The sequence below is a fragment of the Amycolatopsis sp. FDAARGOS 1241 genome (genome assembly GCF_016889705.1).
Taxonomy (GTDB): Bacteria; Actinomycetota; Actinomycetes; order Mycobacteriales; family Pseudonocardiaceae; genus Amycolatopsis.
In genome coordinates, this window is sequence record NZ_CP069526.1 from 9,622,686 (window position 1) to 9,647,043 (window position 24,358).

The following is a 24,358-nucleotide window of genomic DNA, read 5'->3' on the forward strand; positions in this document are numbered from 1 at the left end:
GGGTGGAGAGGCGGATTCGATGAACCGACAGTTGCTCGTGGTCGGCGGTGATCGGGCGGGAGCGTACCCGACGATCGGCGCCGCGCTGGCGCAGGCGCAGCCGGGGGCGACGATCAGCGTGCACCCGGGCCGCTACGAGGAGAGCCTCGTGGTGGACCGCATGGTGTCGCTGGTCGCCGAGCAGGGTGCGGGCACCGTCGAGGTCGTGGCGAGCGAGGGCAGTGTGCTCGTCGCCAACGCCGAAGCGGTGCAGCTGCGCGGGTTCACGCTCACCAGCACCGACGCGAACCTTGTGACCGTCGACGTCGTGCGCGGTGAGGCGGCGCTCGACGACTGCCGGATCGCCGGCGCTTCGTGGGCGACGCTGCTCGCGCGGCTGCAGGGCCGGCTCGCGCTGCGCGGCTGCACCGTCACGAGCTCGGCGGGGGCCGGTGTGGTCGTCGCGTCGCCCGCGCAGAGCACGATCGAGGACACGGAGATCACCGACGCCGCGTCGTCGGGGATCGTGGTGGCCGAGGTCGGGTCCGTGGTGCTGCGCCGCTGCGCGGTGCGCCGCCCGCAGGGCAACGGGATCTGCGTGAACGGCGAGGCTGTCGCGGTCGTCGAGAACTGCGAGGTCACCGGCGCGCAGAAGCCCGCGATGGTCGTGGAGCAGCAGGGCCGCGCGACGATCACCGGACTGACCGTGCACGAGAGCGCCAACGTCGACCTCTACCTCACCAGCCAGGGCCGTGTCTCCGTGGCAGGCTCGCAGTTCCTGTCCGCGCCCATGCAGGCCGCGCACGTGGCCGGCTCGGCGGCGCCGCTGCTGCGCGAATGCGTGTTCTCCGGCGCGGAGCGCAACGCCGTGCAGGCGACGGCGAACGCGGCGCCGCAGTTCGTGGACTGCACGTTCGAGGGCTCACCCGTCGCGATCCTCGTGGACGGCGAGGCGACGCCGAAGTTCGAACGGGCGACCGTGCGCGGCTCCACGCAGACCGCCGTCGTGGTCAGCGCCGACTCGGCCGTGACGATCAACGGCCTTCGGCTCAATGCCGACAGCGGACCTGGGATCGTCCTTTCCGGACAGTCGCGACTGGAGCTGGCCGACGCGTCGGTCGAGACCGGCCGCGAACCCGGCCTGGACGTGACGGAGTCGGCGCGCCTGACCGTGTCCGACATCCGCGTGGGCTCCAGCGCCGAGCACGCCGTGGTGCTGGCGGCGAGCGCGCCGTCGTCGCTCACCTCCGTACTCGTGCGCGGCGGCGGCCTGAAGGTCGCGGGCTCGGCCGAGAACTCGTTGCAGGACTGCGAAATCGCCGAGCCCGACACCGACGGGATCACCGTCGCACCCGGCGCCGTGCTCACCGCTTCGCGCTGCCGGGTGCGCAGTGCCCGGCGCAACGGTGTGGTGCTCCAGGACGGTTCCCGCGCGTCGCTCGTCGAGTGCGAGGTGCTCGGCGCGGGTGAGGACGGGTTCCGCGTGGACACGCGCGAGCCGGTGACGATCCGCGACTGCGTGGTCAACGACGCGGGCGGCGAGCCCGTGCGCCGGCTCGAGGGCGACCAGGCGAGCGTCGAGAACGTGAGCACCGACCAGGTGCGCGCCGAACCGGCGGCTGCCCTCTCCGCGTTACCCGCGATCCCGGACCAGCCGGCCGAGCAGACAGTGAGCGACGCCGCGGGCGAGGTGCTCGACGGGTCGCTGGGCGAACTCGAGTCGCTGGTGGGGCTCACGGGGGTGAAGAAGGAGGTCACGGGCCTCATCAACCTCATCAAGATGTCCCAGATGCGCGAGCGCATGGGTCTGCCGATGCCACCGATGAGCCGCCACCTCGTGTTCGCGGGCCCGCCGGGTACCGGTAAGACGACGGTCGCGCGGCTCTACGGCACGGTGCTCGCGGAACTGGGCATCCTGTCGAAGGGCCACATGATCGAGGTCGCGCGCCAGGACTTGGTGGGCCAGTACATCGGTTCTACGGCGATCAAGACCACCGAGGTGGTCGAGAAGGCCATCGGCGGCGTGCTGTTCATCGACGAGGCGTACACGCTGGCCGCGGGCACGGGCGGGTCCGGTCCGGACTTCGGCCAGGAAGCCATCGACGCGCTGATGAAGATCATGGAAGACCAGCGCGACTCGCTGGTCGTGATCGTCGCGGGCTACTCCGAGCAGATGGAGCAGTTCCTGCAGTCGAACCCCGGTCTGGCGTCGCGGTTCACGCGCACGATCGAGTTCCCGAACTACAGCGTCGACGAACTCGTCACCATCACCACGGGCCTCACGCGCAAGCACTACTACGAGCTGACCGACGACGCGATCGGCGCGCTGCGCGCGTACTTCGAGCGGGTGCCGAAGGATTCGACGTTCGGCAACGGCCGCGTGGCCCGCAAACTGTTCGAGGCCATGGTGAACAACCAGGCGTCGCGGCTGGCCCTGCACCCACCGTCGAAGGATTCGGAACTCAACCGGCTCACGGCCGACGACCTGCGCGCGGAGCTTTCGCAGCTGCCGGCGGCGGCTGCCTCGGCCGTCTCGGTGGGGTCGGACCCCCAGGCAGCGGTCGGCGCGAGCACCGGCTGGAACCGGCTGCGCAACCTCGTCGGCCAGCTGTCTGTCCGGGAGAGCGCGCGGGCCCAGCTCGTACGGCTCGGCGCGCTCAAGCAGGAGCGCCAGCCGTTGGGACACCTGGCGAACCTCGTGATCAGCGGCGAACGCGGCTCCGGGCGGGCCGAGTTCGCGAAGCTCTACGCGCTGAGCCTGGCCGAGCTGGGGCTCGTGAGCGTCGGGCAGCTCGTGCGCTGCTCCGTGGCCACGGACCTGTACCCGCGCTGGCCGGGGCAGGCCGAGCACCTCGTGCGCACAGCGCTGGACGACGCGAGCGGTGGGGTGCTGGTGCTCGATGTGGACGGTGCCTGGGAGATCGCGCCGCACAGCTCGGGTGCCGAGGTCGTGGAGGCCGTCGCGGAGGCGGTGACGCGGCGCCCGGCCGACCCGGTCGTGGTGCTGACCGGTGAGACGCGGCGCGTGGCGGACTTGCTGGGGCTGGTGCCTTCACTGCGGAACTCGTTCACCGTCGGCTGGGAACTCGGCGAGTACACAGTGGACGAAATGGCCGAGGTCGCCGTGCGGCTGCTGGTGCGCCGGGGCCACGACGTGCCCGGCGACGTCCGCGATGCGCTGGCCCACGAGCTGGCAACGGCGTCGGAGCACACCGTGCACGCGGCTCACGAACTCGCGCGGACGCTGTCGATCGCGGCGGCGTCGCGCACGCTCGCGGCGGCCGATCTGCGTGGCATCCGTCCGCCCGAGACCGGAGCGCTGGCGCTGGGCCCCGGCCTGGCGACGGTCGGCTGAGGTAGGAGGTAATCGATGAACGCGCCGTACCAGAAGATGTTGGAAGAAGCACTCGGGGCGTACCAGCGGCAACGTCAGCGCTATGACGACACCCGCAAGCAGGTCGAGGCGCTCACCACCACGGTCACGTCGGCGCGGCGCGAGGTGACCGCGACGGTGTCGCGCACCGGCGAGCTGACGGACCTCTCGTTCCCCACCCCCGCGTACAAGCGGATGGCGCCGGCCGAGCTGGCGTCGGTGATCGTGAAGACCGTGGAGGAGGCGCGGCAGAAGTCGATCGCCGCGTCGGCCGAGGCGCTGGCGCCGATGCTGCCGCCGGGGCTGAACGCGCTGGACCTGATGAACGGCCGCGTGGACGTGCGGTCGCTGTTCTCGGGACGGGTGCCCGGAATGGAGGAGTCGTGAGCGACGAGTTCTTCGTGGACGCCGACGGGCTCACCAGCAGCTCGAGCGGATTCACCCAGAAGGCGGGTGAGCTGCACAACCTCGCGCAGCGCATCCACGACCTGGCGCAGCCGGGCCGGGTCCTGGCCGCGACGGGGGACGACAAGAACGGGAAGAACTTCGCCAACGTGCACCTCGAGGCCGTGGGCAAGATCTTCACCGGCGTCGACGCGTGGGCCAAGGCGGTGGACGGCACGGCGGGCGCGGTGCGGGACACGGCCGACTCGTTCCGCGACGTCGACGAGGCCGCGACGAGGGCGGCTTCGCAGCTGTGGACGGCTTTTTCGCAGCTCAACGTGGACGCCGGTGGTGGTGCTGGCACGCCGTTGCAGCCGGAGACGTTCCACCCGTTGGAAAGGCAGACGCCGCAGAAGCCGGCGAAGTGAGTCTCTAGCGTTTCGGTGCCCGTGGAGGAGGTGAACCCGCGATGAGCCTGATGGTGGATCCGAGCCTGAACTGGATCTTCTACATCATCGCGGGCGACGCCTGGCCGCAGGGCGACGAGGACGCGATGCGCGCGCTGGCCGACGAGTGGGACGACGTCGCCCAGCGCATCGCCGACGCCGGCACCGGCTTCAACCAGCTGGCGGAGCGCGTGGCGGCGAACGTCGGCGGCGACGTGCAGAAGAACTTCCTCGATTTCGCTGCGAAGCTGGGCACGATGGGCGAGCAGTTCATCGCGAGCGCGCAGGCTCAGGCGCAGGCGTTGCGGCAGCAGGCGCTGGACGTCGAGAAGTCCAAGTACAGCATGCTGATCGCGATCGCGGTCACGGCGGCCGACATCCTCTGGGCGCTGTCGAACCCGTTCACGATGCCGCTCGTGCCGGAGATCTTCGCGATGGGGCGCACGGCGATCGTCGAGATCGAGCGGACGCTCATGCAGCGCCTGATGAACCTCGCCGCGCACCTCGCGATGGCCACCGCGGAGGAAGCGGCGGAGGAGATCGCGGAGGAGATGCTCGCGCAGATCATCCAGATCGCGCAGGGCAACCGCCACGGCCTCGACGGCAAGGACATCTGGCAGTCCGGCGTGCTGGGTGGCATCGGCGGCGCGTTCGCCCACAATTTCCACGGCGCGCTGAACAAGTTCGACGGCAAGCTCGACACGAAGTTCGGCAAGAACGTCTTCGGCGCCGCCGCCAACGAAGCGACCACCGAGGTCGTCGTCGGCGGCGCCGGCGCCGCCCTCTTCGGCGGCGACACCGACAGCCTCGGCTGGGGCGCCGTCAACGGCGGCCTGTCCGGCGCCGCCACCCACGGCGCCCACCACGCCGGCCAGCACCTCCACGACAAGCTCACCGGCGGGGACGGCCCCACGGCGAAGGCGCCGAATGGCGCGGGTGAGCTGGGGGATGTCAACGGGTTGGGGAATTCGAACGTCAAGCTGTCGGTGCCTCCGCCGCCTGCTGCCGGGGCGAGTGGTGGCACCGGCGCTGAGGGCGGAACCGGCGCTGCCGGCGCTGCCGGTGCTGCCGGCGGCTCAGGTGGCGGCGCCAACAATGGTGACGGCGCGAACAACAGCAGTGGCGCCAACAACACCGGCGGCCTGAACAATGGCAGTGGCGTGAACAACGGCGCCGCCGCCAACAACAGCGCCGCCGGCAACAACGGCAGCGACAACAGCGCCGCCAACAACGGCAGCAACAGTGCTGGCGGCGTCGCGAACACTGGCGGCGGCGTGAACACCGGCGGCGCCAACAACGGCAGCAACAGTGCTGGCGGCGTCGCGAACACTGGCGGCGGCGTGAACACCGGCGGCGCCAACAACGGCAGCAACAGTGCTGGCGGCGTCGCGAACACTGGCGGCGGCGTGAACACCGGCGGCGGCGTGAACACGGGCGGCGACACAGGAGCAAACACCGGCGGCGGAGTGAACTCTGGTGCAGGCGCAGACACGAGCGGAGCGAACTCCAGCGGCGGTGCGAACTCGGGTATCGGCGCGAACACAGACGGCGCCACGAACTTCGGCGGCCACGCCGGAGCCCCCAACTCCAACGGCGACAACTCCACCAACACCGGCGCTGACAACTCCAATGCCAACGCCGGCCTCACCGGCACCACCACGCCCGGCAATTCAGGTTCGGCCAGCAACTCGACCTCCGGCGCAGGCAACACCGGCCCGACCGGCGGCTCGACCAGCGCCGACACGAACACCAACCCCGGCACTGACAACACCGGCACGACAGCAAACCCGAACACGGCGAATGACGACTCGGGCGCGAACACCACCGGCGGTGGCAATCCACACACGGGCTCCAACAACAACAGTTCGACCGGCAACACCAACACCGGCAACACCAACACCGGCAACACCAACACCGGCAACATCAACACCGGCAACATCGGAACCGGCAACTCGAACACGAACACCACCAGCTCCGGCCCGAACACCGCGACCAACGCCATCGGCGCCCACAACACCGGCGCGAACAGCATCAGCACCAGCACTAACGCTGGCAACACCGGAACCCATGACTCGAACACGAACACCACCACCGGCCCCGCCTCGAACACCGCGACCAACGCCATCGGCGCCAACAACACCGGCGCGGACGACACCGGTCCCGGTAACATCGGCACCAACAACGGTGCGAATAACACCATGTTTGGTGGCGCTGGGGCCAAAAATTCTGGCGTTAACCATGCTGGCGCCGACAGTATCGGCGCGAATAACATCGGTTCTGGGAGTACCGTCACCAACGTCGGTGCGAATAACGCCGGTGCCGGCAATAACGACACTAACAACATCAGCGTGAAAAGCGCCGGGGCTGGTAACACCGGCACCAACGTTAGTTCGAATAGCACCAGTACTGGCAACATTGGTGCCAACGCTGGTGCGAATAGCACCGGTTTGAACAACACTGGCATGAACGACAACGGTGCGAACACCGGGAACACTTCAGCTCCGCCGCCGGCGGCGAGCTCGGTGAACACGGGTGGACCCGTTCCGTCGCCGATCGGCAATAGCAGCGACGTGACGCCTGCGCCGGCCGCTGGGGGCGACTACTCTGCCACGCCGCCGCCCGTGTCGGCTGAGGATCATTCGGCCACGCCCCCACGCGCCTCGAGCTCCCAGGACGACCCCGGCCTGCCAGGTTTCGGTGGCAACCAGAACACCAACACCACCATCTCGAATACCAGCGCGAACCCCAACACCAGCATCGGTCCCACCGGCCGTTTGAACACCACCGCAGGTTCGAATACGAACAGCATGGGTGCTCCGAACACCTCCGCCGGTCCGAGCTCGAACACCGCGAGGACCGACACCGGCGAATCAAAAACCAACACCGGTACCACCGCCGGTCCGAACACCACTGCAAGTTCGAATACGAACACCTCCGCCGGACTGAATGCCGCCGCCGGGTCCAACGGTACGGCGAACTCGAACACCGCTGAGGGTTCGAAAGCGAACACCCTCGGCGGGCCGAACATCACCGCCGGTCGGAACGTCACTGCTGGGTCCAACGGCCCGGCGAACTCGAGCACCAATCCCACAGCAAGTTCGAATACGAACACCAGTCCGAACGGCACCGCAAGTTCGAACATCAACACCACCACCGCCAACACCGGCTCGAACCCGAAGTTGGGCGGAAATCAGAACGCCAACTCATCCTTGAACACTGATACGGGCGCCAACAACGTCCCTGCTGCCACCGCCGGCCCGACGCCCGCCAAGTCGGTGCCCCCGCCGGTGGCGGGGAGCGTGGGTGGGGTCAAGGCGACGTCGGGGCCTGGGGCGAACATCTCGGCGAGCCCGAGCACCAGTGGCGACGGTCCGACCGTGACTCCCCGCAACACTCCTGCCGCGATACCGCCCGCGCCGAACACCATCGTCTCGCCCACAGCCGCGTCGGCAACCCACACCGCTTCGCCGAATCCGGCACCGAAGACCGCCAGCGGGACGAAGGCCGACACCTCTGCGAAGTCAGACCCGGCGACGACCTCCGACGCCAAGCCGACCTCCACCCCGACACCAGCACCGAAGATCGACACCACACCGACGCCCGCGCCCAGCACGGAGCCGATGCCCGCCCCCAACCCGAAGGCAACCTCCACTCCGGCGACGAACGTCGACACTAAGGTCACCCCTCAACCGGCGCGCAACACGGACGCCAGCAGCGACCCGAAGACCGGCACGAACGTCGACCCGAAGCTCACCATCGACCCCGCGACCGCCTCGAAGGCCGATCCGAAGACCAGCAGCGAGTCCGACCCGGTTCCAGCTCCGCCTCGCACGGTCAAGACCGGTATTCCCACCGAGGTGGCCAGCGACACGAGGACTGGCACGAACCCCGACACCAACGCCACCACGAATCCCGGCCCGAATCCCAGCCCCAAGACCAGCACCAAAACCGGCCCCGCCCCGGCGTTTTCACGCACGGTCAAGACCGGCCGCGGGCAGCCGGCTGAATTCCCCGGCCGCAAGCTCAAGACCACCACGAACCTCGACCCCGAGACCAGCATCAACACCGAGCCCACCCCGGCTCCCAAACCCCCGGTCGACACACGCCGCGGGCGCCCGACCGAGCACCTCGACAAGCACACGACCGGCACCGACCCGATCCCCACCGGCCCGCCGCCGGGGCGGTTCTCGGCCTCCCACGCGCCGCCGAAGCCGGACGGGTGGCGCGACGCCCGGGCGAACCCGGGCCGGTCGCCGAAGCGGTTGCCCGGGCCGCAGGAGTGGGGCAACCGGCGCGAGACGGCGCCGTCGGCGCGGTTGGTGCTTGAGCGGTTCGACCCGAAGAAGACGATCGCGCGGCAGTTCGACGGCGATGGGCTCAAGGGGGGCCGGCTCGAGGGCGCCGCGACGCACATCCGGTACGACGTGCGCCGCTTCGAGGTGGCGCCGGGGGTGTGGGTGCGGGAGTTCACCGTGCTGCTCGAGCTCACGTCGTCGACGCGTTCCGTGTCGGTAAGCGCGCGCAACAAGCTCGCGCAGGACCTGCAGAACCACCTCGACAACACCGTCAACCAGCACTACACCCTGCCCGGCGGCGACCAGCTCCACGTGCGGATCGACGCCAACGCCACCAACGATCCGGCCGACGACAGCTGGACGTCCGACCCGTCGCGCGGCGTCCCGGTCAACATCCACGACTCCACCAAGGACAAGGGCACGCCGCGGACCGACCAGACCAACTGGGACGTCAACGACAACGCCACGGGTCTCACCCACGAGATCATGCACTTCATCGGCCTCGGCGAGGGCTACCGGAACACCACGCTGCTGTTCAACCGCACCGACCAGATCGGCGTCATGGGCCGCGACGCCTGGACCGACTCGTCGCTGACCGACGACAACCTGGCGAATATCGAGGACCTCTCCCGCCAGGCCGTCATCCACGACCATCACCTCGGCGACCCCGACGCCAAACCGAACCGCCCGTACCGGCCACCACCGTCCACTCAGGATCCTTCGCCACGGACGAACCTGCACACCCCGGAGGAGGCGCCGAACCAGTCGGTCGTGATCAACGGCAAGGACGTCCCCGCCGAGCCGGGATCCACCGTCGCGCGCGACGTCTTCGGCCCGGCGCAGCACGAGCTGCTCGGTACCCACGGCCTGGAGGGTGTGTACGTCGGCTCCCACGGGCCCGGCAACTTCCACCTCGCGGTGCGCGCCAGCATCTCGGAGGACGCGCCCCGCGAGCATGCGCGCATCACCGCCGACCTCGACAAAGCCCGCACGCAAACCGACCCCGACGCCCTCGCCGCCGCCGGCGGCGTTCGCGTGCACGTGCTCAACCCCGACGGCTCCTGGACGAGCCACGGGCCCGAGACCGGCCGCCCGGTGCACGTCGTCAAGACCACTGTGGACGGACATGACACCTACCTCGGCACGAAGGAAAACGTCCACATCGGACGCGCCAAGGTCAGCTACCCGGGGCCCACCGCGCTGCTGGACAAGAAGGACGTGAAGCGGGGACAACAGTTCGACAAGGAGAAGCGCAAGGTTCTGCACCGCGGCGAGTTCGAGGTCGAGACGATCCGCGGCGAGCACTACGTGCGGATGTACACTGCCGTGCTCAACCCGGCACAGTCGGACTCGGAGCACAAGGACGTCCATCAGGACCCCGACGGTAAAGTCACGCCGTTCTCGGGTAGCAAGGGCGGCATCTTCTGGGTCGGCGGTGGCCGCCCGATGCGCGCGGTGCAGTGGACGTCGAAGTACGAAACGGACCCGAACCTCAAGCCGGGGATGCAGCCGGTCCTGCGGTCGTTCCTCGTGCCGATCGACACGTTCACCAAGGTCAGCAAAGAAGCGACGGTCGAGGCGCTGTCGCAGGACAACACGCTCGCGATGAACGTGGACCAGACCGGTGACGTGAACCAGTTCGGCCTGCGCGGCCGGCACTTCGAGGAAATGCAGAAGAACGCGCTCAAGGGCTCGCTCGTCACGTACTCCGCGAACCAGAACTACGAACTGCCGCACCTGGCCGGGCGCCGCGAGGACATCGCCGACCTGCACACGCGGCTCGGGCTGCCGCCGAACTTCCGATCCGACGAGCTCGGCAAGGACAACGACCCGTGGTTCGAGTGGACAAAGGACAAGGGCGAGGACCGCAAGTACTTCCGCAACGACCCCGAGAACCTGCGCGCGCTCGCGAAGAAGCTTTCCGAGCTGTACCACACGCACCTCGAGCTGAAGGGCGGGCCGAAGCAGGACGCCTACTCCGCCCCGGCGGCTTACTCGATCCCGGCCGACAAGGGCGGCAAGAGCAAACACGCCGAACCGAGTACGCGTGAGCAGCGCGAGCAGGACCTGAACGTCTTCCTCAACACGCGCGGCCCGTCCGGTTCGGTGATCAAACAGCTCACCGACGGGATCGCGGACACGCTCGGTGCGGACCTCGACCGCGGGCCGGACACGGTGGCGCTGGACGGGAACACCGTGCGCACCGCGGTCGTGACCGCGGCGAAGAACATCGGCGGCACGCTCAAGGACGTCGTCAACAAAGAGTTCCGGGCGCTGCACACGCACCCGGTGACGAAGTACGTGTCCCCCGAAGCCAAGATCGAATCACTCGAGAAGATGCGTCAGGTGATGGCCGACCGGAAGCTGGTCGACGCCATCGCGAAGAACACCGCCGAGCAGGTCACCAAGTCCACTCTGGACTCGATCGGTGCGAACCGCGGTGTCGAGGGCCCCGGCGGCTTCAGGGAACGGCTGACCACCGCCGTCGAGAAGGCGGTGAAGGACCAGTTCACCATCACCGACGCGAAGTTCTCTCCCGCGATCGAGGACGGTTTCAAGAACAACGCCGGAGCGAGGAAGAACTACTTCGCCGGCAACCGCGCCGACGCGGTCGCGGCCGAGGTGGCCAGCGCGCTCAAGAACGCCGATCTCGAGAAGCACGCCCAGGAGTCGGGGCTCGGCTTCGACCGGGAGACGGTGAAGCGCCGGCTCTCCGAGGGCGTCTTGCCGGAAGCCGTCTGCGACGTGACGACGAAGAACCTGGTCGGCCTCCACCGGGATCAGCTCCAGCACGAGTTCGAGAACGGCCTGGCGAACGCGGCGGCCAAGGTGCGGGCGAGTCTCGACACGGACCCCGTGCTGAAGTTCACGACCGAGGCCCAGCGCCGGCACCTCGCCGACCAGGCGGGCCAGGTGCTCAACCCCGACACCGTCAAGGGGATCACCTTCACCCCGGTCTCCCAGCACGAAGTCGACGAATTCATGGCGAAGGTTCCCCACCACGCCACCCAGGCGGAGATCGGCGCGGCCATCGCCACGGACGAGAAGCGCGTGAAGGCCGACTTCAACACACGTGAGAACACCTACGACCCCACCACCAAGGCGGTCGGCTCGAAGACGTTCGACAACGAGTACAGCGAATTCACCGAGAAGGGCCACCTGCAACTGCACCCGCGGGGCGAGTTCGAGCGCCACCAGCGCATCGGCGCCGGGCTCGACACTGTGATCGGCGACGAGCTCGGCAAACCCGACGACCACCGGGGCGCCGAGCGGATCCTCGACCACCTCGTGCGGGAACTCGACGGGCCGAACCCCGATTACCACGAGTCGCTCCGGCGCAAGTTCGACGAGGTCGTGGCGGTGGCAGGCAAGCACAACCGCTACCGCATCGACGACAAGGCGACCAAGCCGAACACCTTCGGCGAGCACGCGCAGATGGTGCTCAACCAGTACCTGCGCCTGACCCGCGGCGAACAGGACGCCGGCCGGTTCGTCTCGCGCGACGCGCTCGCCAAGGCGATCCTGTTCCACGACATGGAGAAGCAGAACTCCAAGAACCAGTTCGGTGACGGACAGCAGCAGCACCACAACGAACCGGAGCACCGCGGCGCGGTCGAGCAGCTGAACCGACACGAGGGCCTGTGGAAGTCCGAACGCGACTTCCGTATCGCGCGAGCGATGGTCGACGCCGACCCGTTCGGCTTCTACTTCCGCGGCATGGGCGGTATCGACGCGAAGGCCGCGTACGACTTCGTCACCAAGCTCGCGCACGACGTCGGCGGGCCCGGCGGCAAACCGGTGCGAGCGGAGGACGTGCGCAACCTCTTCACCGAGTTCCACCAGTACTACCAGGCGGACTTCTCCTCGTACTACGCCGACAGCCACTTCGTCCGGGACGGCAACGTCGTCAAGTTCGGCGACAAGTCGGGCCTGTCGGGGCTCAAGGAGTCACATCAGCACGGCCCGCTCGTCACGACCGACAACGGCCACCGGTTCGAGTACGGCACCGAGTACGAGGCCAAATACCAGGAGCTGAAGAAGCTCTTCGACGACGCCGTGGACGAGGAAGCGGAGCAGGACCGCACCGTCCTGACCGAAGACACGGACGGCGATCCGAAGGACGGCGGCTCGAAAGACGACGAGGAAAAGGGCTCCGGCGACAAGGACTCCGGCAACAAGGACTCCGGCGAGAAAGACCCGGACAAAAAAGCCGAGCCCGACACCCGCCCCCTCACCCAGCGCCTCCCCGAATACGCCCGCGACGGCCAGGCCCTCGGTGCCCTCGTCGTCACCGGTCATCAGGGCGTCCAGGACGTCGGCACCACCATCACCCGGCTGGTCCACGGCATGGACCGGCGCGCGAACCCGCCGGCGATCGCGGGCCTGGACGCGATCACCGGGACGCTGGAGGGCCCCGGGTTCGAGTCGTTCCTCGGTCCGGGACGCCGGTCGATGGTGCGGGTCGGCGAGAAGTGGTACGAGGTGCACGTCAAGGCGAACCTCGATTTGGGCGCGGTGACCGCCGATGGCATCACGACGCAGCCACACCCGACGATCGGCGACGTCAACGACCAGAACCAGGCCACACACGCCCAGGCGAGCAACGACACCGTCGCCAAGACGATCGGCACTTCGTACTTCGCTTTGATCCCGCCGGGCGCCTACGTGTCCGTGGCACCGACGGTGCAGCTCGCGACCGCCGCGCAGGTGCACACGTCCACGGTGACCGGGACCGAGCAGCGCGTGATCCGGTCGGCCGGCGACGTGGACGAGGCCGACGTCAAGGTCACCTACTCGATCACGGTGACCAACCAGGACGGCAGCCTCGCCGGCTCCACTGTGGACGGGCAGATGTCGCTGTTGCTGTCGCAGGACCTGGGCAACCTCGAGCCCCACGAGGTGAAGACACCCGCGAACCCGAAGGCCGAGTGGGCGGAGAACATCGAGCTCCTCACGCCCGAGGCGGTGCTGCTCGACGAGCAGGGGCTGTTCGACAAGGTCAGCAAGCTGCTGCACCCGTCGGTCACGAAGTTCGGTGCGCCGGGGCGCACGGCGCTGCGGGAGTTCGTCAGCGGCGGCGGCATCCGAGGCGTGCTGGGCACCGCGCTGCAGGGCGGCCCGGTCGTGTCGAACGACCTGCTCAGCCCCCACGGCAGCCACCGCGACGCCGTGCAGCTGCGGGCGCGGCCGAAGGACGTCGAGCTCGTCGGCGTGGTGCCGGGCGATTCCGAGCTGCGGTTCAACGATTCGGCGGTCAATGGCGGCAGCACAGCAGCGTCGTCCAAGTCCGGAGTGGACCTCGCGGTCACGGTCGGTGGCGGTGCCTACCTGCCGCGCAAGGTCGGCGGGCTCGTCGGTGTCACCGGGTCCGTGTCGTCGAAGGTGACGGAGACCGCGACGGCCGGGACGAGCGTCACCACGAAGAACACGGTCGAGGCGAAGGGCGACATCGGGCTCTACAAGGTGAAGGTCGACGTCGACGTCGTCACCTCCAGCGGAGAGAAGGAAACCGTGGCGGCCACCGCGTACGTCCGCCTGGGCCTGCCCGAAGCGAAGGCCCAGGGCCTGCCGGTGCCGGACGGCACCCGCCCGAAGCTCAGCGACGCGGGCAGCACGCGGCACGAGCCGCCGTACCTGGCCGCGGCCGCCGCGGCGGGGCACGTGCGCGCGGGCTCGTTCAGCCCGGCCGCGAAGGTGCAGGCGCAGATCGAAACCGCGCTGCGTGACCGGCCCGGCATGGCGAGGTTCCTGCCCGCCTGGGCCAGCGGCCGCGACGCGCGCACGGACTCGAGCCGCGACGTCGGCGAACGGCTGGCGAACCTGCGCAAGCTCACAGCGGCGTTGTCGCCCGCCGCGCTGAAGTCCAAGATGGACAGTCTGCTCGGTCCGGGCGTCTCGGTGCAGCTCAAGCGCCGCGGGTTGTTCACCGACGAGTACCTCAGCGTGACGGTGAAGGCGAAGCTCTCGCCGGGCCGCCACCTCGGTCAAGCCACGGGGCGCTCGGTGAAGGGCTCCGTCGCCACCAGCCCGTCGATGTCCAGCGCCACGGCGGTGGACAGGAGCTGGTCGCTCGGGCTCGAAGGCCGCATGGTCATCCCGACAGCGTCGCCGCTCACACAGGTGAGCGTGAGCCCCGCGGTCGTGCCGGTGCAGTACAGCAACGCGACCACCTGGAAGAACTCCGGTGGTCCCACCGTCACGACGACCTTCGGCACGAGCGGCAGTCCCGATGCGCAGGTCTTCGAGCACGACGTCGAGTTCGAGGTCGAGATCACCAGCTACACCCGCAACCGCCCGTGGGTGAAGCGCCTCACGCCGGGGTCGCCGTTCCGCGTGACGCCCAAGGTGTCCACTGTGGCCAAGACGGGTGACCCGGCGCTGCCGAAGATCTCCGGCAAGGTCGACCTGTGGGTCAACGACGGCTCGGCGCTCAAGAAGGACCCGAAGGACTTCCTTCCGGGCAACCCTGAAGTGAAGAACTTGACCGGCACTGTCCCGGCCATCGACGACCTGCTGACCACCAAGCCGGCGGCACCGCCGAACTTCCTGCACGTCGAGGCCTTTACCGGCACTGAATCGCTGCGCGACGCGGCCCTGCGCCAGCTCGAACGCGCGGCCGGCGGCGACGGCGTGCTCGGCCTGCCCGGCGGCGAAGCCCGCAAGCGCGTGGACAGCATGTTCTCGCCCGAGACGTTCCGCGGTGGCCTGCCGAAGTTCCTGCGCCAGGGCGCGCGCTCCGGCGGCTTCCGCTACGAGCGCCGCGTGGCCGACCGCGTCGGCGGGCTCGGCATGGACGTGTCGCTCAGCAACCCGAAGGTCGTCGCCGCGACGGACGCGGGCGGCAGCGAGACGACGTTCGCCGGCGGCGCGAAGGCCGGGTTCGAGCAGTCGAACAAGAAGTCGCTCGAGGGCAATGTGCAGCTCGGCGTGACCATCCGTCCCGACGGCAGCAACGCGCACGGCCAGGGGCAGCTCTTCACCACGGCCAAGTGGAGCCCGTGGACGCGGACGTCGGGCGGCTCGAAGGAACTCGGCGCGAGCGTCGACCACGTCAGCCGAGCGAACGCGAAGGGCCGCACCGTGCTGGTGCAGTATGACGCCGACGTGCGGCTGGTCGCCGAGAGCCGCCAGGAGAGCGTGGTCAACGGCTCGACCTCACGCGCCGGCGCCGACGTGAAGCTGCCGGGCGCGGTGTACGTGCGGATGACCGAGGACCAGGCCCGTGAGCAGGGCCTGCTGCCGAAGGTCGACGCGCGGACCGACCCGCCGGCCACGATTGCGCCGCCCGCGCTCGTCGACGGTCGCTCCAGCGCACTCGGTGCCGCGGTCGTCGAAGACGCGCCGGACCTGTCGCAGCTCATCCGAGACGCCCGCGCCAACCTCGGCCGCACCGGCGGCAAGCTCTTGCCGAAGTCGGTGCTCGACGACTCCATGACCAACCTGCAGCGCACGCTCGACCTTGCCGCGCCCGACAGCGTCACCTCCCTGGTGGACAGTGCGCTCGACGGCGGCGCACCCCTGCTGTTGCACGACGCAGGCGTGCTGTCCACCGACACCTACCAGGTGCTGCTCAAGGCGACGATCACCAAGACCGGCTTCGCCGGTCTCGTCAACGACGGCGGCGAAGTCGACCACGTCGTGAACGCGACCACGACGGACAAGCAGAACTCCGGCCGCGGTTCGTCCTACGGCGGCCAGTTCCGGGGCGCGGGCCGCGGCCTGTTCCGCGACAACGACCCGGACGTCAGCGGGTACGAGGGCCTGCGGCTCGGCCTTTCGGGCTCGAAGGCCAAAACGGACCAGACGGTGTCGTCGGTCGCCACGACCACGGCGATCAAGTCCTCGCAGAGCGGCCCGGCCGTGCGCTTCCGCCACGAGGTGAAGTTCGCGCTCGTGGTGCAGCGCGGCGGGAAGAGCTACCCGGTCACCGAACAGATCGCGAACGTGACCGTGCGCGCCGCGGCCGACGACCACAAGCTCGAGACCGAAGGCCGGACCGCCCCCCAGGAATTCCGCGCGGAGACCCGTGAACTCACGGCCGCCGACCGCACGCCCGAGAAGCTCGCCGAGTGGCAGGCGCGGGGCGCGGGCGCGTTGCCACCGTCGTCGCTCACCGAGGGGCTGCGCGGCTCGTCGGCCGTGCGCGACGGCGCCGTCCGCGCGCTGCGGCTCGCGGGCGCGGGCACCGGGCTCACCGACCCGGGCACCGGTGCCGGCAACACGCTCGGCACGGCGCTGACCAACGAGGTGCTGCAGGCGCACCTGCCCCGCATGCTCGACGGCCCACTCACCGTGCCGGACCTGCACGAAGGGTCGTTGGTCAAGAACGGCCACGGGTCGGTGAAGGTGTACGCGCGGCTGACCGGCCCGGACCTCACGGGCCTGAGTGACAGCGTGAAGCTGGAGCGCTCGGACCAGAACACCGCGACGTTCACGGGTGAGGCCAAGGAGACGCTTAGCGGCGAGAACCAGTACCAGCCGGGCGTCGGCGGCGTGACCGACCCAAAGGACTTCTCGCACTCCTGGACGGGTGCCGACGTGCGCAACCCGGCTCCGCTGAGCGATCCGGCGGCGAGCGTCGCGGGCGGGCAGCGCTCCACCGTGGCGAAGCCGAAGGGCCGCAGTGGGCTCGTCGGTTTCGACGTCGAGTACCGCGTGGTCGCCGACGTCGGCGGGGGCCGCACGGCGGCGGTCGAGGTCAAGGTGCCGGTGTCGGCCGTGGTCCGCCTGTCCGCCGCCGACCTGGAAAAGCTGCTCGGCGAGGCGTTGCCGGATGCCATCACCCAGGCGCAGGACGCGGTCAAAGAGGCGGCGGCGAAGTGGCGCGAGGCCGAGGAAGCCGTCGAGCAGGCGCAGCGCGACGCCGACGACCGCTGGCTCGACGAGCGCGACAGCGTGAAGACGTTGACCTCGAGCGCGGCCCGGCTCCGCGTGCCGACCAGCGCCGATCCGGTCGGCGAGCTGCGTCAGGCGCTCGCGGACGTGGAGAACGAGGCGAAGAACGCGGGCCGCGAGCTGCGTGAGGGCAACGCCGAGATCACCCGGCTGCAGGACGTCGCCGAGCAGTCGCTGATCCTGGCCACGGTCACGGAGGCAGGCTCGCCGGAGCGGCAGCACCTGCTTGACCAGGCGGCGCGAGCCCGGCAGAGCGCGCAGGCCATCCGCGACAACCAGCCGGCGCTCGCGCAGCGCCGGCAGCGAGCGCAGGACCGCGCGGCGCGGATCGCCAACGTGCTCGACGAACACCGCCGCGACCACGCCGACTTCGCCTCGCTGCGCGACGACTCGCTGCGGCAGGTCCGTGAAGCCCGCGAGAAGGCCGACGAAGCCAGGCAGAAGTGGTGGCGGGCCAAGGAGGAGATCGACTGGCGCCTCGCCACGCACCGGTGGCCGACGCCGAAGATCGAGTCCCGCTTCGACCCGCGGTTCGACCGCGGCCAGGCGACCTCCACCTTGGAGTCCACTGTGGATCCCGCTAGCAAGGCGGGCACGTCGACCCGGCGGGACGTCGTCGAGGCACCGGACACCGAAACCCCGACCATCTCCGGCTGGGACACCACTGCCGACCGCCCGTACGACTTCGACGTCGCCGAGATCGAGCTGCGCCAGGTCACCGACGCGTCGGGCAAGGTCGTCGCCGTGTCGTTCCTGCCCGCGGCGGAGAACACGTCCGCTGTGGAACACGACTGGCTCGCCCGCAACTCCGGCGAGGTCACCAGCCTCGACGAGGGCGTCACTACGAAGACGCTCGACCCGGCCGTGGCCGAGGCCCGAGAACAGGGCATCCGGCCGGACCTCGGCCGCCGCCGCTTCGGCGAGTGGGCCGGCAAGTCCCCCGCGCCGTGGGACGGCGATTCGTTCTTCGTCTTCGCCCACGGCAAGCCGCAGTCGGTGAAGCTGACGCTGCTCGGCGGCCGCACCGTTCGCGTCGACGGGGACACCTTCGCACGGATCGTGGCGCGGTCGGCGCCGTTCGCGCAGGCCGGGCCGAAATCGTCGGTCACGCTCATCGCGTGCAGCACCGGCCAGGTCGACGGATCCGGCGGCGTCGCCCAAGACTTCCAGCGCGCCCTCGCCGGGCTCGGCGGTCCGGTGCGGGTGCACGCACCGACGAAACCGACGCTGTTCGGCCGCGGCACCGCGACACTCGGCCAGGGACTCGGCTCGACCGGCGCGTTCACCGCGATCACCGACGGCGGGCACTTCCGCACGTTTGGCGGCCGCCCGGAGGACAACGCGCTCGTCGGCCTCGTGCGCGCCTTGGCCGACACCCACGTCAGCGAGTCGCCGGCCGGGCCGATCCCGCTGACCGACCCGGAAGCGACGCGGGCACTTGCGTCCACTGTGGAGCGACAGCTCGCGGACATCGCCGCCAGTACGGGGGAGCTGCGGCTCATCGACGTGCAAGACCTGGTGGCCCGCCACGAGCGGCCCGACGTGATCTACTCCGCCGTGCTGACCCGGCTGGCCGAGCGAGGCGTGGCGGTGCACACCGTGGTCGACACCCGCCGCGATCCGGGCACCGGGGTCTGGACGCGGGTGCCGGTGGCCCGCGGCGTGATCACCGTGACGGGCAAAGGCACCTGGCACGACGGCGAACTCTCCCGGCCCGCGCGGCTCAACCCCGCGAGGAGCGCCGGCCCGGCGCGCGAGCCCCTCCGCCCGCGGGCCGACGCCGCGCACTACGCCGAGACGGTCGCCGAGCACCACCTCGACGGTGAGCCGGCGCCGCGCGTCACCGTGCCCGGCGACCACGTGGACCGCTTCACCGCAGACGTCACGCGGCACCTGGCGCACCTCGGCTTCGGCGACCTGCCGTTCGACGTGCACGCCGATCACACGCGCCTGACCGGCGAGCTCGTCGGGGAACCCGGTGTCACGGTCGACTTCGCGACGAGCGCGGTGACCACCACCGTGCTGACCGACCACACCGGCGCCGCGCGGGGCCTGACGTTCCTCGCGCCCGCCGAGGCGGCCAAGGTCCGGACCTGGCTGCGGCAGACCGCCGGTGAGAACCTCCTCGTCGAGGCCGATCCGGACGAGCTGCGCGCGTTCGCCACCGGGCACAGCGCCGACCTGCGCGGCCGCGGCCCCGGCGAGGGCGGGATCCGCGTGCTCACCCCGTGGGCGAACGAACTGGCCCAGGGCCGCACGTTCCTCGTCACCGGGCACGGTGGGGACGGTCGCGCCCAGGTCCTCGTGCCCGGTCCCGATGGCACACCGCGCGCGGTCCACGTCGATGGCGAGACGCTGGCGAAGATCGTCACGGCCTCGCCCGAATTCGCCGACGCGGACGCGGACTCGGTCACGCTGTTCCAGTGCGGCGCCGCTCGCCGGCTCGCCGCGGGTGGGCTCGCGCACGACTTCCACGCCGCCCTCGAAGCGAACGGCGGCCCGGCCATCGTCCACGCCGCCACCGACTCCGTGCTGGCCAACCACCGCGGCAACAACCCCGGCGACCCCGCGGACGAGCCGTCGGCCCCGCTCTTCGGCGCCACCGACGACGCCTTCACCGCCGTCGTCCGCGGCGGCCACTGGGAGACGCTCGGCCGCCCGCTCGACGCGCACGCCGTGGTCGCCGAGCTCACCGACGCGCTGCTCAAGGGCTGGCGGTACGCCCCGGCCGTCCCCGGCCCCGGCCCGATCCCGCTCAGCGACCGCGCCGCCACGCTCGCGCTGGCCGCCGAGGTCGTCAACGCGGCCATCGACGGGCGGCCGCAGGAAGAACTCGCCGCGTTGGCCGGCGGGCACCAGGAGCCCGACCTCGTCACCGCGGTGGTCAACGCGTACTTCGTGGCGACTGCCCTGCCCGAGCTGGTCATGCCGGAGCAGGGCCCGCCGTACGAGTCGGCCGGCCGGCTCGTGCAGGACCTGCACACGGCGGCCGCGGACCGCACGCCGCCGTCCCATGCGGCGCCGCTGCTGGGTCCGGACCTGTTCGGCCTGCTCCGCGCGCCGCAGCCGCCGGATTTCCTGCGCGGACACGACTACCGGAACCTCACCGTGGCGCAGGGCGTCCTGCTGCTCAACACGCTCGACCTGACCGCCGACGAGCGCCCGACCGCCGAGACCACGGCGCCGGCGAACCTGCCGCACGAGGCCGGGTACGCGCTCGAGCAGGAACGCCCCGATCACCAGCTCACCACGTGGGCGCCGGGCGAGGTCGACCCGCTGCCGAAGGTCACCGAGACACCGCTGCTCATGCACGCCATCTGGCTCGGCGGCCCGCTGCGCGACGCCGGCACGATGCACACCTTCCGCGCCAACTTCGGCTCGGCGGCGCAGCGCTTCTCGGGCAACGTGCTGTCGGTGCTGTGGACCGACGTCCCGCGCCGGCAGACCGAACTCGCGCGAACGACGGCGCCCCCCGCCGAGGGTCCGGACCCGCTCGCGGACGTGCGCGACTTCGTCGCCTGGGCACAGGAGCACAACGTGCACCTGGTGAACGTCGACGAGGTCTTCACCAGCGAGCACCCGATGCTGCTGCAGGGGTTCTACAACTCCGAGGCCGCCCGTCGCGCCGGCCCGGGCTACGCGGCGGCGAGCGACATCCTGCGCATGGAGCTCATGCACCGCTTCGGCGGGCTCTACACCGATGGCGACAACGTGGTGCAGGGCCTCGACGACCTCGTCACCGCGGCGCGCTCGCCCGAGGGTTACGTGACGCACCGGCAAGGCCCGAGGATCACCAACTCCGCGTTCGCGATGCCGAAGGGGCACCCGTTCGCGCGCGCCTACCTCGACCAGCAGCGCGAGAACTACGGCAAGACCCAGCGGAACCTGCTGCCCGAGGGCACCCGGCTGCTGCCGCAAGCATTTTTCGCCACTCCCCACGGGCGCGTGCACCGCAACTCGATCATGTACCGCACCGGGCCCGAGGCGCTGAGCCAGACCGCGCGGCGGATCGGCCTGGCGAACGCACACCAGCTGCCGGGCATGGCGGCGGTCCTCATGAACAGCGACGCCAGCTGGTTCGAGCCGCCGCCCACCGGCGAGGCGACGCAGCCGCAACTGGGCCGCGACGACACGCTGGCGCTCACCCAGCGCGTGGTGCAGACGCTCGTGCGCGGACTGTACAGCCGCAACGGCGACTTGCACCTGACCGCGGTCGAGCCGGCCGTGCGCCGCCACCCGGACCCGGACCTCGTGTGGCACGCGGCGTTGTCGTTCCTGGCCGCGGACGCGGACCTCGCACCGCTCGTGCGCACGGTGACCGACCGGCACACCTACACCGGCGACCCGCACGACGTTCAGCTGCCGCCGGCCGCGCGCGCCCTGCTGCACGTCGACGCGGACCGCGTGCACCACACGCTCGGCGAGGTCCACCACGCGGCGACTCTGCGCAGCCCGGACTCCGTCCTGGTGTCCGATGTGGACACGCCGGTTGAGTACGGCGCCCGTGACCTGGCGCGGTCGCTGGCCGCGCAGAACGGGTCCCCGTTGCCGCCGATCCACGTCACGGGGAGGGGCCCGGACGGACGGGCGCACGCCCGCGAAGCCGCGCGGAAGCTGGCGGCGCACCTGCGCCGGATGCTGGGGGACCGCGACCTGCTGGCGCGCGTGCCGGTGAAGATCCGCGCGGCCGGCGGGCCGGCGGTCGGGGTCACCGTGTCGTTCCGCCCGGAGCACGGCGACGCCGTGGAGTTCCGCGTCGCTCCGCGCTCCGAACCACCGCGACCCGTGGTGTTCCCGGGCCTGGATGGAAAGCCGTACACGGATTCGCTGCCGCCGTTCGACGGCTACCGCGGCGGCGAGTCCACTGTGGTCGTCACGGCCGCGGTCGACGGGAGCGGCGAGCCGACGAAGGCCGCCGAACGGCCGCCGACGCTCGTGTTCGCGCGGGGCGCCTTGGCCGGCGACTTCACGCGGCAGCTGCGTTCGCGCGGCGCCGACCTGCCCGTGTCCGCCGAGCCGGTCGACCTGCCGGACGCGGTCGCCGACACCCATCCCGCCGTCTCGTACCTGGTTGCGGGCGACCTCGCGGTGACCGCCGACGACCGCCGCACGATCGAGGAGCTCGTCCGCACGGCCGAGCTCGACTGGTGGTACCGGCCGGACCCGCCGGCCGGCCCGGTTCGCCTCGACGACCGCGCCGGCACGTTGGCCCTGCTCGGCAACGCCGTGAGCGCGCTGCGCCGGCCGTTCCGCTCCGGCACGCCGGCGCTGGACCTCACGGCCGCGGCCAGGAGCGTGCACCGGCACGAGCGGCCGGATCTGCTGTGGACGGCGGTGCTGGAGCTGGCGCCGCGCGACGCGCGGTTCGTGCTCGACCGCCGGCTCGTGGCCGGCCGCTGGCAGCACGTCGAGCTGCCGGAGTCCGCCCGCGAGAGGTTCACCGTGACGGGCAAGGGCGTCTGGCGCGACGGCGTCGTGCGGCGGCCGGTTCGCTTCAACGCGCAACCCGGCCCGGCGGCCGACTACACCGTCGAGCCAGCCACCCTGCCGCTCGACGACACCGTCGCGCGATGGGTCGCGGAGTCCACTGTGGAACGGATGGCTGACGGCCTGCCCGCGCCGCGCGTCGAGGTGAGCGGACCGGACGAAGGGCGGGCGCGGTTCGTCGCCCGCATCCAGGCCGCGTTGACCGAGCTGACACCCGTCGGCGTCACCCCACACGCGGCGGCCGACCTGGTCGCCGCCGGACCGGGCGAGACCGCCGGGGTGACGATCTCGCTGCCGGCCACGCCGGCGCCGCCGACGCTGTCGCCCGCCGGGAAGGCCGTGGCCGTGGGACTCGAAGAGGAGTTCACGCTGCTGCAGCTGCACGGCGTCTCCGACACGCTGCTCGCCAAGCCCGGCCCGGCGGCCGACGTGCTGCTGGACCTCGCCAGGGAGGTCGCGCACGGTACGGGTGCCGGCAAGGCCGCCGACGCCGTCGAGGTCCTCGACCGCCACGGCGCGCTCGACGCGGCGCTGTCCGCGAAGGGCGGCCGGGCGCTGCTGCGTGAGCAGTTCCGCCGCCTGTTCGGCACAGCGGACCTCGAGACCTACGCCCGCGACCTCGCCACGGCGCTGCGGGCGTTCGCCGAGGAGCAGCTGCCGCTCGACGTGCTGCGCGAGGCTGTGCGCGGCGCGCTCGAAGGCTGGTGCGGCGCGCCGGGTACGTTCGAAGGGCGGGTCGCACGGACCCGCGAGACGCTGTGGGTGCTGCGCCGGTTCGGTGTCGTCAACCTGGCGTGGCTGCAGCGGTGGCGCACCGCCGAGCACATCCGGCAGTACGCCGAGCACATGAAGGAACAGGCAGAGCGGCAGGACGAGCTGCGCACCGAGGTGACGGAGGCCGAGGACGCCTTCCTCGCGTCGGTCGCCGAAGCGGGAGCCGGACCCCGGAGCAGAGGAGACCACGGCGATGGCGGATGACCAGTGGGTGCTGCTCGTCGACCCGGCTTGGCGGCCCGCGGCCACCGAGGACGGTGCCGAGGTGCCGGCGCCACCCCTGCCCGCGGTCGTCGGCGGCTGGCCGGCGCGCGACGACGGGTCCGTCGGCCGGTTCGAGGCGAACCCCGCGTACGAACCGTCGGGCCCGGGTTCGCCGACCGACCCGCTCGACGCCGTGTTGCGCCTGGTCGCCCGCGGCGAGGCCGGCACCGATCAGCTCGCGGCCATCCTTCGTGAGTCGACCGTGGCGCTCGCGCTGGACGTGGACGACGAGCCGCTCGTGGCGCCCTCGCCGGACAACATCCCGTGTGTGCTGGCCACGACCGCGCCGGCCCACCGCACACGGGTGCGTGCGGCCGGGTGGCTGCCCGTGGCCGTCGCCGATCTGCCCGTGCTGCTCGAGTCGCGCGCCGGCGTCGACGTGCTGGTCAACCCCGGTGCGCCCGGCTGCACCCGCTTGCCGGGCGACACGATCCGCGAAGCCGTGGCTGGCTGAGTGCCTG

At 70.8% G+C, this 24,358-nt stretch carries 9 protein-coding genes; 5 read left to right on the plus strand and 4 right to left on the minus strand.

Annotated features, from left to right (window positions below; translation table 11 throughout):
• Positions 1–19: 19 nt before the first annotated feature.
• The 3 genes from I6J71_RS46600 to I6J71_RS46610 are packed head-to-tail and all read left to right on the plus strand — an operon-like array spanning position 20 to position 4,164.
• Positions 20–3,334 carry a right-handed parallel beta-helix repeat-containing protein gene (locus I6J71_RS46600; protein WP_204092700.1) on the plus strand — a complete coding sequence of 1,105 codons (3,315 nt, stop codon included), beginning with the start codon at positions 20–22 and terminating at the stop codon, positions 3,332–3,334.
• 15 nt (positions 3,335–3,349) lie between these two features.
• Complete coding sequence (locus I6J71_RS46605; RefSeq protein WP_204092701.1) at positions 3,350–3,739, plus strand: YbaB/EbfC family nucleoid-associated protein; 390 nt, start codon at positions 3,350–3,352, stop codon at positions 3,737–3,739.
• Positions 3,736–4,164, plus strand: coding sequence for a hypothetical protein (locus I6J71_RS46610; protein ID WP_204092702.1), 429 nt, complete (start codon positions 3,736–3,738; stop codon positions 4,162–4,164). Before I6J71_RS46605 ends, I6J71_RS46610 begins: the two co-directional genes overlap by 4 nt.
• A 79-nt stretch (positions 4,165–4,243) precedes the next feature.
• Here the strand turns inward: I6J71_RS46610 and I6J71_RS46615 are convergent, their stop codons facing one another.
• From I6J71_RS46615 to I6J71_RS46630, 4 genes are all read right to left on the minus strand, one after another.
• On the minus strand, positions 4,244–4,438 hold the full coding sequence (locus tag I6J71_RS46615) for a hypothetical protein (protein ID WP_204092703.1): 195 nt from the start codon (positions 4,436–4,438) through the stop codon (positions 4,244–4,246).
• A gap of 33 nt (positions 4,439–4,471) precedes the next feature.
• Positions 4,472–6,712 (minus strand): hypothetical protein, encoded by a 2,241-nt coding sequence (locus I6J71_RS46620; RefSeq protein WP_204092704.1) that lies wholly within the window; start codon positions 6,710–6,712, stop codon positions 4,472–4,474.
• Positions 6,713–6,817: 105 nt separating this feature from the next.
• Positions 6,818–7,345, minus strand: a complete 528-nt coding sequence (locus I6J71_RS46625) for a hypothetical protein (RefSeq protein WP_204092705.1) — start codon at positions 7,343–7,345, stop codon at positions 6,818–6,820.
• 27 nt (positions 7,346–7,372) lie between these two features.
• Positions 7,373–7,855 carry a hypothetical protein gene (locus I6J71_RS46630; RefSeq protein ID WP_204092706.1) on the minus strand — a complete coding sequence of 161 codons (483 nt, stop codon included), beginning with the start codon at positions 7,853–7,855 and terminating at the stop codon, positions 7,373–7,375.
• Here I6J71_RS46630 and I6J71_RS46635 point away from each other — a divergent pair.
• Together I6J71_RS46635 and I6J71_RS46640 are read left to right on the plus strand one after the other, a co-directional pair.
• On the plus strand, positions 7,803–23,837 hold the full coding sequence (locus I6J71_RS46635) for a hypothetical protein (RefSeq protein WP_204092707.1): 16,035 nt from the start codon (positions 7,803–7,805) through the stop codon (positions 23,835–23,837). The genes I6J71_RS46630 and I6J71_RS46635 overlap by 53 nt on opposite strands.
• Positions 23,827–24,351 carry a type VII secretion system-associated protein gene (locus I6J71_RS46640; protein ID WP_204092708.1) on the plus strand — a complete coding sequence of 175 codons (525 nt, stop codon included), beginning with the start codon at positions 23,827–23,829 and terminating at the stop codon, positions 24,349–24,351. Before I6J71_RS46635 ends, I6J71_RS46640 begins: the two co-directional genes overlap by 11 nt.
• The last annotated feature ends 7 nt before the right edge of the window (positions 24,352–24,358 follow it).